Here is an 11,937-nt window from a genome sequence, read left to right as displayed (position 1 = left end):
TCAATCGTGTGAGTAAAGCGTCTGTTTTTTTGTCATCGCATCTCTCGACAGGCGTCACGCGGGATGCCCCTCGAATGATTTCGCAAGGAAATCAATCAGTGCCCGCACAGAAGGGAGCAACCCTCGGCGGGAAGGAAACACTGCCGTGATTACGCCCTCAACAGGCTGCCATTTTTCGAGCAGCGTAAGTAAGCGGCCATCAGCCAACTCCCGACTGACCGTTGTCAGTGGCAACACCGCAATACCGACACCTTCGAGTACAGCACCTTTAAGTACGGCAATATCGTCACTGACCAGACGCGGGAAATGACTGACCTGGGCGGTTTCGCCATTGGGGCCGCTCAGTTGCCAGTGGTAATGCGATTGAGCCGCGCCCCAGGCAACACTAGGCAGAGCGCTCAAATCTGCTGGCAATTCAAGGTCAGCAAACTGCTTCGCGATGGTCGGACTGGCAACCAGTATCTGAGGGCTTTTCGCCAATACTTTCATCACCAACTCACTGTCTTCCAATGGTGGAAAGCACAGACTCAAGGCAAGGTCATACCCTTCGCTGATGACGTCGACCCGTCGGTTAAAGCTTTTCACATAAAGCTCGACTGACGGGCACTGCGCCATGAACCGGCCCAGTACTGGGGCGATCCAGAAATTCAGCAATGGGGTGGTACAACTCAAGCGGATCACACCGCGCGGTTCCGAGCGATTCTGCTCGATCACATCCTCTGCCGATTCCGCCTCGGCCATCATCGCCACGCAATGCCGGTAGTAGGCCTGGCCAATGTCAGTGACTTGAAACTGCCGTGTCGAGCGCTGGATCAGCCGTACTCCCAGCCGACTCTCCAGCTGATTGACCCGGCGACTCAAAGTTGACTTGGGCATGTCCAATGCGCGGCCAGCAGGGGCGAAACCGCCGTGTTCAACCACTTTGGCGTAGATGAAGAGTTCGTTCAGATCAATCACGGGAGGTCTCACTGTTCCATTTTCAGGACTGTGAAGTCTAATCCGCCGACTACCGACATCCAAGTTCGGCGACTAAGGTTAGTGCCTGGCTTCATCAGGGGCGATGATCCATGAAGAAGATTCTGGGTATCTACGGCAGTCCCAAGCGGCACTGGATGGGCGATGGCTTTGCTGTGCGGTCATTGTTTACGTACAGCATATTGGGGCGCCATATCAGCCCGTTTTTAAGGCTTGATTATGCAGAACCCACGGATTTTCAGGCCTCGAGCCATAGGCGAGGGACAGGCCAGCATCCGCAGCGCGGGTTCGAAACAGTGACGATTGTGTATCAGGGCGAGCTGGAGCATCAGGACTCCACCGGTGCTGGCGGCAAGATCGGCCCCGGAGATGCTCAGTGGATGACAGCGGCGGGCGGGATACTTCATGAGAAGTATCACTCAGCGGATTTCAGTATCACCGGTGGAACACTGGAGATGGTGCAACTGTGGGTGAATCTGCCCGCGAAAGACAAGATTTCTGTACCTCGATATCAGACGATTTTGAATCGCGACATCGTGCAAGTCAGCCTGCCTGACGATGCAGGTCAAGTGCGCGTGATTGCCGGTGAGTACGCCGGGCGCAAGGGCCCCGCACGGACATTCACGCCCATGGATGTATGGGACATACGTCTGAACGCAGGCAAAAGCATTTCCCTGCAATTAAGGGCTGGCTTCACTTGTGCAGTCGTCCTGCTCTCTGGGGGCATTGGGGTCAATGGCCGCGCAGATTTGCGGGATGCACAGGTGGTGCTGCTTGACCCTGCTGGCGTCAAGCTGCTGCTGGAGGCCAGTAGCGATTCGAAATTGGTCCTGCTCTGTGGAGAACCCATCGATGAACCCATCGTTGGCCAAGGTCCGTTTGTCATGAATACCCAAGCAGAAGTAGTCCAGGCCATCACAGATTTCAACAGCGGCCACTTTGGACAGATGACCCCGTGATCATTTTCGGAGTGTCATTGGTTGACATTGCGAAGTCTGTCGGCGGCTGAGCCGTCTTTTCTCATAGGAGAACGTCATGAGTACCCCGGCTAATTTCAACAACCAGAGACCTGTCATAGACCCATCCAATGTCGCCATGCTGCTGATCGACCACCAGAGTGGCTTGTTCCAGACAGTGGGCGATATGCCGATGCCCGAGCTACGCCTGCGCGCCGCGGCGTTGGCCAAAATGGCGACATTGGCCAAGATTCCGGTCATCACCACCGCCTCAGTTCCACAAGGCCCAAACGGCCCGTTGATCCCCGAAATTCATGAAAACGCCCCACACGCCCAATACGTGGCGCGCAAGGGTGAGATCAATGCTTGGGACAACCCGGAATTCGTCGCCGCCGTGAAGGCCACGGGCAAGAAGCAGCTCATCATCGCTGGCACCATCACCAGCGTTTGCATGGCCTTCCCGTCCATCAGCGCCGTCTATGACGGTTATCAGGTCTTTGCGGTGGTCGATGCCTCCGGCACCTACACCAAGATGGCCCAGGAAATTACGCTTGCTCGAGTGGTACAGGCAGGTGTTGTCCCGATGGATACCGGCGCTGTTGCATCTGAGCTACAAAAAAGCTGGAACCGCGACGATGCACAACAATGGGCGGAGGTTTACACCAAAATTTTCCCGGCCTATCAGTTGCTGATCGAAAGTTACATGAAGGCTCAAGCTGTAGCGAGCAACCATGAAGTATTGGACTCCCAACGCAAGTAACTGAATCCAACACGAGGGGAGTACTCCCTCATCAGTGGAGGCCATCGGGGCTTCCGTTGTTCACCTGGAGAATGAAATGTCCACTGCATACAAGCGTCTCGACAAAGATCAAGCGGCTGTGTTGCTGGTCGACCATCAGACCGGTTTGTTGTCGTTGGTACGCGACATCGATCCGGACAAGTTCAAGAACAACGTGCTGGCGCTGGCCGATCTGGCCAAGTACTTCAAACTGCCGACTATTCTCACGACCAGCTTTGAAACCGGCCCGAACGGCCCGCTGGTGCCGGAGTTGAAAGCGCTGTTCCCGGATGCGCCTTATATTGCGCGCCCAGGGCAAATCAACGCCTGGGACAATGAGGATTTCGTCAAGGCCATCAAGGCTACCGGCAAGAAGCAGCTGATCATCGCCGGGGTGGTGACCGAAGTTTGTGTGGCGTTCCCGGCGTTGTCGGCGATCGAGGCGGGTTTTGAGGTGTTTGTGGTGACTGACGCCTCGGGCACCTTCAATGCCCTTACCCGTGATTCTGCATGGAACCGCATGTCGTCTGCCGGCGCACAATTGATGACCTGGTTCGGCCTGGCCTGCGAGCTGCACCGCGACTGGCGCAACGACATCGAAGGGCTGGGAACGCTGTTCTCCAACCACATTCCGGACTATCGCAACCTGATCACCAGCTACACCAAACTGACTTCCGATAAGTAAGTTCGAGTCAGGAGCCACGTCAGCATCAGTGGCCACTTACAAGTGTGTTGAACAGGCCCTGATCTATTGGGGCCTGTTTCAGTCGATGCGGTTTGCTTGAGGCTTTTTATGTCTGGATCATCAAGCATAAAGCCTTGGCCGCGAGAGAGATAACAATGAGCAATCAAGAGCCCCAATGTCTGCTGTCCTCTTCCTTGGATTGTCCGATGGAGGAGGGCATTAAAGCCATTCAACGAATCACTGCGCGCTCTGCCGAAGTCGGTGGCGGGATCACCGTCAACCGATTGATGCCCTCGCGCCAGCGACGAATGATCGGCGCCTGGTGTTTTCTCGATCACGCCGGCCCTGCGGTGTTTGAAAAAAAAGCGGGCCTGCGCGTCGGCCCCCATCCGCATATCGGCTTGCAGACATTCACCTGGATGATCAAGGGCAAGGTGCTGCACCGCGACAGTCTGGGCAACGTCCAGATCATTCGTCCGGGTCAGGTCAACCTGATGACGGCCGGACGGGGTATCACCCACACAGAAGAGTCGCTTCCTGACGAGCACCATCTGCACGCCGCGCAGTTATGGATTGCCTTACCGGAAGGTGACGAGAACTGCGCTCCCACTTTCGATCACTATCCGGACTTGCCAGTCTGGGATGACGGTGGCGTAAAGTTCACCCTGCTGGCCGGGAGCTTCGACGGTCGCACCGCCCCCAGCCGCATTTTTTCGCCGCTTGTAGGAATGGACCTGGCGAGTCAGGGGGCAGCCTCTATTCGATTGGCCGTGGAGCCGCAATTCGAACACGGCATCCTACCGCTGGAAGGCACGTTCACCATCAACGGCCAGACCATTTTCCGCAATGAACTGGCCTATCTGGGACGCGGCCTCAGCGAGATTGAGTTGTCATCCACCCAGGGCTCGCGCGCCTTACTGCTGGGAGGTGAACCTTTTGCCGAGGAAATACAACTGTGGTGGAATTTCGTTGGCCACAGCAAGGAGGAAATCGCCGAGGCTCTTGAGGCCTGGAACAGCCGGGACCTGGAGCGCTTCGGTGACGTTGAGGGTTTTGACGGGGAGCGTCTGGTCGCTCCGCGGTTGCCGTGGTAACGCGCGTGATGCCACGGGAAAGAGCCTTTCAATGTCCCCCCTGATCTATTACATCCAGATCGTGTTCAACCCCGACAAGATGGTGCTCCTGTTTGCCTTGCACGCCGTTGCCGCAGGACTTAGAGGACGCCTGCGCGCAGGTACCATAGCCACGGTAGCGTTGCTTGAGAGCTCTCACCCTAAGAAGGAGTAGCGTCGATGACCAATCCCCTGAAACGCCTATTGGGTGTTTTTCTTTCGGTTGGCGTTTCATTGGCGATGAGTCATGCCGAAGCAGACAACTCGCTGGGCCAGCGGGACAACCTCAGCACCGGAATCAATGATCGGCAGAAAGCTGAAATGGCGGTGCCGGCCGGTTTTGTCAATGGCTCTTCGCTCAATGGACTGTTGCGCAACTATTACTTGAGCCGCGATAACCACGATACCCCGACGCGTCTTGACCAGCGTGAATGGGTACAAGGTGCTTACCTGTCCTTTCGCTCCGGGTACACCGATACGCCAATTGGCGTCGGCATTGATGTTCACGGGTTTTATGGACTCAAGCTTGATGGAGGAGGGGGCAGTGGTGGCGCTGGACTGCTTCCGCTGAACTCAAAAAAAGAGCCGGAATCGGATTTTTCAGCTGCAGGAGCAACGATTAAATTCAGGGGCTTTGGCAGCCTCGTTCAGGCCGGTGATCAGTATCTGGAGAACCCTGTCGTTGCAGGCGGCGTCAGCCGGGTATTTCCCCAGACCTTTCGTGGCGTCGCATTGAAGAACTACAGCGTACCGGACCTGACGCTTGATGCCGGCTGGGTCGACTCCACACGGCTGCGCAATCAAAGTGGCCAGAGCCACCTGATTACCAGTTATGGCTCGAGCAACAAGGCGGGCGTACCTGCCGACCGAGAAAGTCCGAACATGATCTGGACGGGCGTAGTTTATAGCGTTCCGGGTACCGTGACGCTGACGGTCTATGGCGGACAATTGAGTGACATCTGGAATCAATATTACGCGGGAGTAAGCTGGCCTCTGACGTTAACCCATTCGCTGACATTGACACCGTATCTGCATTATTTCAAAACCCGTGATCAGGGCCAGAGCCAGCTCGGGGGCATTGCCAACGATACCTACAGTGGTGGTCTGACGGTGTCCGGCGACGGGCAGAGCCTGACGTTGGGCCTGCAAAAAATCGATGGCAATACGCCGTTCGACTATGTGGCACAGGATGACAGGTCCTTCCTGTATCTGAGTAACTCTCAGCAGTTCGCCGACTTCAACGGCCCGGGGGAGAAGTCCTGGAAACTTCAGTATCAGACCAGCCTGAAGTATCTGAACGCACCTGATGTCCAACTCAGCACGTCCTATACCCGAGGTGAAGCCGATCTGACCCGGGTAGATCCTGCGAGCAAAGGGTACGGCTACATCTTCAATGCTGATGGAAAAGACGCCCACCATTGGGAGCGCGATGTAGCCCTGCGTTATGCCGTGCCGGCCGGCAAGGCCAAAGGGTTGAACCTGACGCTGCGTTGGGCTACTCACCGCACCGGTGACGGCTACACGGCACCGGGCAATACCCGTGGCAATTCGAACGCCGATGAATACCGGGTGATCGTGGACTACCCGTTCAGTATTTTTTAGCAGGTTGCAAGAATGCAGGGCTGAAAATTGGCTGAGTTCTGGAACGCCTCCAAAATAGTTATGGAACACATGCCCTGCGCCGAGATTCTTTCCAAACCCCGGAAACGACAAAGCCCTGAATAATCAGGGCTTTGTCGGTACAAATATGGCGGAGGCGATGGGATTCGAACTCATGGACCTGTTACAGTCGACGGTTTTCAAGACCGTTGCCTTAAACCACTCGGCCACACCTCCGTTTGCGTTGCGGGCGCCATAATACCTGAATGAAACACACTGTCAAACTCTCTGCATAGCTTGTTACAGAGCGTCTGTTATGATCTTTGCGACTGAACGTTTCAAACCAACAGGAGTGTCGCCATGCGCGAACAGGATTACGCAGTTAATAACAGCGTGCAGGCTGAGCAGCTAGAGGTTAGCCGCGTCCTGCGCAACACATACGGCTTGCTCGCCCTGACCCTGGCTTTCAGCGGTGTAATGGCCTACGTTGCCCAGCAGATGCGTGTTGGCTACCCGAACGTTTTCGTGGTGCTGATCGGCTTCTACGGTCTTTTCTTCCTCACCAACAAACTCCGTGATTCGGCCTGGGGCCTGGTGTCGGCATTTGCCCTGACCGGTTTCATGGGTTTCCTGCTGGGCCCGATCCTTAACCGTTACCTGGGCATGCAGGGCGGCGCTGAAGTGGTCAGCTCGGCGTTCGCGATGACGGCACTGGTGTTCGGCGGTCTGTCGGCGTATGTGCTGATTACCCGCAAGGACATGAGCTTCCTCGGCGGTTTCATCACGGCAGGCTTTTTCGTGCTGCTGGGTGCGACGCTGGCGGGCATGTTCTTCCAGATCAGCGGCCTGCAACTGGCGATCAGCGCAGGTTTCGTGCTGTTCTCCTCGGTCTGCATTCTGTTCCAGACCAGCGCCATCATCCATGGCGGCGAGCGTAACTACATCATGGCCACCATCAGCCTGTATGTATCGATCTACAACCTGTTCATCAGCTTGTTGCAGCTGTTCGGCATCATGGGCCGCGATGACTGATCGTTGGCATTGAGTAAAAAACCCGCCCAGGCGGGTTTTTTATTACCACAAATCCAGGATTACTCTGTAATGACGATGCTGCCATCGGCTTGCTGGCGGTAGATGGTGTAGGGCAGGAGCAGGGTATCGAGAGCGCCGGAGATGACCACGTCAATCAGCACAATGGCAGGGGCACTATCATGTACCTGCTCATCGCGGCCTTTTTCCAGGGGCGCATTCAGCGTGCAAAAGTCGTAGGTCACGCCGCTGTAGATTCGTGGTACCGCGCCGCAATAACTCTTGTGGTCCTTGAGGCTTTTTGCGGCCGCTTCGTCACTGCGTACAACCGTCTGAATCGTGCCGCACCCCGCAAGCGTCATTGCCACGAGCAGCATTGCCAGAGTTTTCATGCCGTCAATCCTTCGCCGGAAACCATCAATCTACTGCAGGCTGAAATAAATATCACTCACGCCATGGGCGGCAACCGGCGCTTGACCGGGGTTTTCTTGACGATCGCCGTATTGGTTTCAGCGTGGGTGTTGAGGCGGTCGAGCAGGGTGTCCAGTTGTTCCATCGAGCGCACATGCAGGCGCGCAATGAAACAGTCGTCGCCGGTCACCTTGTCGCACTCGGTGAACTCGGGAATGGCCATGATTTGCCGTTCCACTTCCTGCAATTGCCCCGGCAGCGGGCGAATACGCACGATGGCCTGGAGTTGATAGCCAAAGCATTTCGGGTCGATTTCAACGGTGTAGCCCTTGAGCACGCCTCGTTCCTCCAGGCGGCGCAAACGCTCGGCAACGCTGGGGGAGGACAGTCCGCTGATTTGCGCCAGGGCCTTGAGCGAGCGCCGCGAGTCTTCCATCAGCGCCGTGATCAGCAGCTGGTCGATGTCATCGGTCATGGCGAAACCCTCCGTTAGGCGTTTTTTCCAAATGGCCTTTATAAAAAAGGCAGATTCCGAGTTTAGCCTGCTTTTTGCTCTGGAGTAGCCCCTGGGTGCATTGGCATACTTTGGCCACAAACACAGGAGTCTGATGATGGACAAATCCCTACGCCGCGGTTCGTTCGAAATGACGGCCGCCATGCTGATCTCCGGCACCATCGGTTGGTTCGTGCTGGTGTCCGGGCAACCGGTGCTGGACGTGGTGTTCTGGCGCTGCCTGTTCGGTGCCGGCACCTTGCTGTTGATTTGCGCGGCCTTTGGCTTTCTGCGCCCCGGCATTCTGACCCGCACCACGTTCCTGCTCGCCGTGCTCAGCGGTGTGGCGATTGTCGGCAACTGGGTGCTGTTGTTCGCGTCCTATTCCCGGGCGTCAATTGCCATCGGCACCGCCGTCTATAACGTCCAGCCGTTCATGCTGGTCGGGCTGGCGGCGTTGTTCCTCAACGAAAAGATCACCGCGCAGAAACTGACCTGGCTGGGCGTTTCGTTTCTCGGGATGCTGGCGATTGTCAGCGCCCATGGCAGCCAGGGCGAGAGCGGCGGCGATTACCTGATGGGCATTGCCTTGGCCTTGGGCGCGGCGTTTCTCTACGCGATTGCCGCGTTGATCATCAAGCGTTTGACTGGGACCCCGCCGCATTTGATCGCACTGATCCAGGTCAGCACCGGCGTGTTGTTGCTCGCGCCATTCGCGAATCTTTCCGTACTGCCGCAGGCACCGAGTGCGTGGGCCAGCCTGGTGACGCTGGGCATGGTGCACACCGGCGTGATGTACGTGTTGCTGTACGGCGCGATTCAAAAACTGCCGACTGCGCTGACGGGCGCGCTGTCCTTCATCTACCCGATCGCGGCGATTTTCGTCGACTGGTTCGCTTTCGACCATCGCCTGGAGCCGCTGCAATGGATCGGCGTCGCGGCGATTCTGCTGGCCGCTGCCGGCATGCAACAAGGCTGGTCGCTGAAGTTTCGGCGCACGGTGACGCCGTAACCCGCGCCCCAGGCGTCAGATATTCCAGCGCGGCGCGCTCTTGGCCAGGCGCTGGCACATCTCGCCGACGTTGGCGGCCAGTTGTTGAGTCAGCAAGCGATAGCCGTCCAGCATGTTGTAGACCGGCGCATCGAGGCTGACAAGCGGCACATCCACGGGACGATTGAGCCGCTGGGCGGCGCCTGATTTCAACGCCCGGGCCATGCCGATCAATTGCACGCGAATCTGCCGATGCTCGGCTTTCAATGCTGTTTGCATCAGCGACATCGCCTCGGGGTCATTGGCATCCGGTCGGGTATTGCCGAGGATTTCCAGGGTGCTGACGCACATGCGCAGGTTGCGCTGGAGGGCATCGAGGTCGGTTATGGAAATCTTCACTTCCTTGGACACCGAGGGCATCAGTGAACGAAGTTGCACCATCGCCGCGTTCAGGCGGGTCATGAGCTTGATGTGTTCGTCGGCGGTGATGGCTTGGCCGTCAATGATGCGCCCGTAGATTTTCGCGCAATCACGCAGCGCATCGGCCAGGTTGTAGCGCCAGGAATAAACCGCGTACAGCGGCAGGGCGAAGGAAAACGCCAGGGCCAGGGCAATGCCGATCAGGATATCCACCCCGCGCCACAAGCCATCGGTGACCGGGTTGTCGCCGTGCCCGGCAACGATGAACACGGTAATCGCCGACAGCAGCGCCGTGTAACCACCCTTGCCGATGGCGTGATACGAGAAAACCCCGCAGACCACCGACATCGCGAAATAGGTCAGCCAGGGCATCCCGAGCCAGGCGTGTTGTGCCACCAGTACCAGGCCGACACCGGCGCCGATCAAGGTGCCGATGGCGCGCTCGGCGGCTTTCTTGCCGATGTTGCCGTGGTGCTGCAAGCCGCCGATCACCACCAGCATCGTTACCGACGCCCACTCACCGTGGGGCAGATTGATCCCGGTGGTCAGCAGGATCGTCGCCAGCAACCCGAGCGACACCCGCACCGCATGGATCACTCGGGCATGGCGGTAGCGCCGGTACGGGTCCAGCAGCGGACGCAGCAGTCGGCGCAGCAAGGGTGGCAGTCGATGGGCTATGGATGTACTCAGGCTGGCTCTCCTCAGAAGATGTAGTCGGTGGTCAGGAAGCTCGAACTGCGGCCGCTGATGATCTCGCTGATCAGGTCCTTGTTGGTCTCCTGGAACTTGGTGGCTACCAAGGTACGGATCGAAAACACCCGAAGTGCGTCATGGACCGACAAGGTGCCTTCGGCCGAGTTCTTGCGGCCATTGAAGGGATAGGTGTCCGGGCCGCGCTGGCACTGGGCATTGAGGTTGATGCGCCCGACCTGATTGGCGAAGGTGTCCACCAGCCGGCCGACCGCCACCGGGTTGGTGCCGAAGATGCTCAATTGCTGGCCGAAGTCCGACTCCAGTACGTAGTCGATCACGGTATCCAGATGCCGGTACGGCACGATGGGGATGACGGGGCCGAACTGTTCTTCCTGATAAACCCGCATCTGCGGCGTGACCGGGTACAGCACCGCCGGGTAGAAGAACGACGCACGAGCTTCGCCGCCGTTGGGGTTGACCACCTTGGCGCCTTTGCTCTCGGCGTCCGCCACCAGTGCATGCAGATAGTCGACCTTGCCCGATTCCGGCAGCGGCGTCAGGGCTACGCCACTTTCCCAGGGCATGCCGGGTTTGAGGTTGGCGAGCCTGGCATTGAATTTTTCGATGAAGGACTCGACCACGTCTTCGTGGACAAACAGGATCTTCAGCGCGGTGCAGCGCTGGCCATTGAACGACAGCGAGCCGGTCACCGCTTCACTGACCGCATTGTCCAGATCCACTTCCGGCAGGACGATGCCCGGGTTTTTCGCATCCAGGCCCAGCGCCGCGCGCAGGCGGTGGGGTCTCGGGTGGAGTTTTTTCAGGTTACTGGCGGCCTTGTTGGTGCCAATGAAGGCAAAGATGTCGATCTTGCCGCTGGCCATCAACGCACTGACCGTCTCGCGGCCGCTGCCGTAGATGACGTTGATCACCCCGGTCGGAAAGCTGTCGCGGAAGGCCTCCAGCAGCGGGCGAATCAGCAGCACGCCGAGCTTGGCTGGCTTGAACACCACGGTGTTGCCCATGATCAGCGCCGGGATCAGCGTGGTGAAGGTTTCGTTCAACGGATAGTTGTAAGGCCCCATGCACAGGGCCACGCCCATCGGTACGCGACGGATCTGGCCGAGGGTGTCCTGTTCCAGTTCGAAGCGGCTGGAACGGCGGTCGAGTTCCTTCAGCGCGTTGATGGTGTCGACGATGTAGTCACAGGTGCGGTCGAACTCTTTTTCCGAGTCCTTGAGGTTCTTGCCGATTTCCCACATCAGCAACTTGACCACGGCGTCGCGCTGCTCGCGCATGCGCCCGAGGAAGGTTTCGACGTGCTGGATGCGTTCGGCCACGCGCATGGTCGGCCACAGGCCCTGGCCGCGGTCGTAGGCACGGACTGCTGCGTCGAGGGCGGTCAACGCGGTGTCGGCATCCAGCAGCGGGGTGCTGCCGAGGATCACTTGCTCGTCGCCATTCGGGCCTGCCAGGTACACCGGGCTGCGGACCTGGGCCAGTGGCCCGTTCCAGGTTCTCAGTTCGCCATCGACCAGGTACTCGCGCTGCTCGGTCTGGCCGTCGAGGCGGTACTTTTCCGGGATGTCGGCGGGGCTTGGGAACAGGTTCTGAAGAATATTGGCTGTGGTCATGTCGCTACCCCTCTGGATTGGCTGATGCACTGATGAATCGTTTTAGCAGACCTCAGCAACGCTTGTCATGACTCATCTCAGCGTTTTTCCGCACAGCGTGATGTCCGGGGACTTATCGGAGCCTTCCGTCATGGCCTCAGAAGCGCCCCTTGTTGGCCCCC

At 58.0% G+C, this 11,937-nt stretch carries 13 protein-coding genes and 1 tRNA gene; 8 read left to right on the top strand and 6 right to left on the bottom strand.

Going from position 1 to position 11,937, the window contains the following annotated elements:
• Nucleotides 1–54: 54 nt before the first annotated feature.
• Nucleotides 55–957 carry a LysR substrate-binding domain-containing protein gene (locus VC35_RS06395; RefSeq protein ID WP_046038560.1) on the bottom strand — a complete coding sequence of 301 codons (903 nt, stop codon included), beginning with the start codon at nucleotides 955–957 and terminating at the stop codon, nucleotides 55–57.
• A 110-nt stretch (nucleotides 958–1,067) separates the two neighbouring features.
• Between VC35_RS06395 and VC35_RS06390 the strand changes: the two genes are divergently transcribed.
• The 6 genes from VC35_RS06390 to VC35_RS06370 all read left to right on the top strand — a co-directional run bounded on the left by VC35_RS06390 (nucleotide 1,068) and on the right by VC35_RS06370 (nucleotide 6,108).
• Complete coding sequence (locus tag VC35_RS06390) at nucleotides 1,068–1,934, top strand: pirin family protein (protein ID WP_046038559.1); 867 nt, start codon at nucleotides 1,068–1,070, stop codon at nucleotides 1,932–1,934.
• A 76-nt stretch (nucleotides 1,935–2,010) separates the two neighbouring features.
• Nucleotides 2,011–2,691 (top strand): hydrolase, encoded by a 681-nt coding sequence (locus VC35_RS06385; protein ID WP_046038558.1) that lies wholly within the window; start codon nucleotides 2,011–2,013, stop codon nucleotides 2,689–2,691.
• 76 nt (nucleotides 2,692–2,767) lie between these two features.
• Nucleotides 2,768–3,394: an isochorismate family cysteine hydrolase YcaC gene (ycaC, locus tag VC35_RS06380; RefSeq protein WP_046038557.1), complete on the top strand. Its 627-nt coding sequence runs from the start codon at nucleotides 2,768–2,770 to the stop codon at nucleotides 3,392–3,394.
• A 155-nt stretch (nucleotides 3,395–3,549) separates the two neighbouring features.
• Complete coding sequence (locus VC35_RS06375) at nucleotides 3,550–4,488, top strand: pirin family protein (protein ID WP_046038556.1); 939 nt, start codon at nucleotides 3,550–3,552, stop codon at nucleotides 4,486–4,488.
• A gap of 31 nt (nucleotides 4,489–4,519) precedes the next feature.
• Nucleotides 4,520–4,681, top strand: coding sequence for a hypothetical protein (locus VC35_RS29470; RefSeq protein WP_185754748.1), 162 nt, complete (start codon nucleotides 4,520–4,522; stop codon nucleotides 4,679–4,681).
• A gap of 5 nt (nucleotides 4,682–4,686) precedes the next feature.
• A complete protein-coding gene (locus VC35_RS06370) occupies nucleotides 4,687–6,108 on the top strand; it encodes an OprD family outer membrane porin (RefSeq protein ID WP_046038555.1) in 1,422 nt (473 codons plus the stop codon).
• 146 nt (nucleotides 6,109–6,254) lie between these two features.
• Here VC35_RS06370 and VC35_RS06365 read toward each other — a convergent pair.
• Nucleotides 6,255–6,342, bottom strand: a tRNA-Ser gene (locus VC35_RS06365).
• A gap of 123 nt (nucleotides 6,343–6,465) precedes the next feature.
• Between VC35_RS06365 and VC35_RS06360 the strand changes: the two genes are divergently transcribed.
• Entirely contained in the window at nucleotides 6,466–7,137 is a 672-nt protein-coding gene (locus tag VC35_RS06360) for a Bax inhibitor-1/YccA family protein (RefSeq protein WP_046038554.1), read from the top strand.
• A gap of 59 nt (nucleotides 7,138–7,196) precedes the next feature.
• Here VC35_RS06360 and VC35_RS06355 read toward each other — a convergent pair whose 3' ends face one another.
• Nucleotides 7,197–7,526, bottom strand: a complete 330-nt coding sequence (locus tag VC35_RS06355; RefSeq protein ID WP_046038552.1) for a YceK/YidQ family lipoprotein — start codon at nucleotides 7,524–7,526, stop codon at nucleotides 7,197–7,199.
• Nucleotides 7,527–7,582: 56 nt separating this feature from the next.
• Nucleotides 7,583–8,020 carry an Lrp/AsnC family transcriptional regulator gene (locus VC35_RS06350; protein WP_046038550.1) on the bottom strand — a complete coding sequence of 146 codons (438 nt, stop codon included), beginning with the start codon at nucleotides 8,018–8,020 and terminating at the stop codon, nucleotides 7,583–7,585.
• Between the two features lie 136 nt (nucleotides 8,021–8,156).
• On the opposite strand from VC35_RS06350, the gene VC35_RS06345 reads away from it, so the two are divergent.
• Entirely contained in the window at nucleotides 8,157–9,050 is an 894-nt protein-coding gene (locus tag VC35_RS06345; protein ID WP_046038548.1) for a DMT family transporter, read from the top strand.
• A gap of 15 nt (nucleotides 9,051–9,065) precedes the next feature.
• On the opposite strand, the gene VC35_RS06340 is transcribed toward VC35_RS06345, so the two are convergent.
• Nucleotides 9,066–10,106: an FUSC family protein gene (locus tag VC35_RS06340; protein ID WP_046038547.1), complete on the bottom strand. Its 1,041-nt coding sequence runs from the start codon at nucleotides 10,104–10,106 to the stop codon at nucleotides 9,066–9,068.
• Between the two features lie 44 nt (nucleotides 10,107–10,150).
• Nucleotides 10,151–11,776 (bottom strand): NADP-dependent glyceraldehyde-3-phosphate dehydrogenase, encoded by a 1,626-nt coding sequence (locus tag VC35_RS06335; RefSeq protein ID WP_046038546.1) that lies wholly within the window; start codon nucleotides 11,774–11,776, stop codon nucleotides 10,151–10,153.
• Nucleotides 11,777–11,937: the final 161 nt, after the last annotated feature.

It is taken from the genome of Pseudomonas fluorescens (genome assembly GCF_000967965.1).
GTDB lineage: Bacteria > Pseudomonadota > Gammaproteobacteria > Pseudomonadales > Pseudomonadaceae > Aquipseudomonas > Aquipseudomonas grandcourensis.
This window is presented reverse-complemented; position numbering and strand designations above follow the sequence as displayed.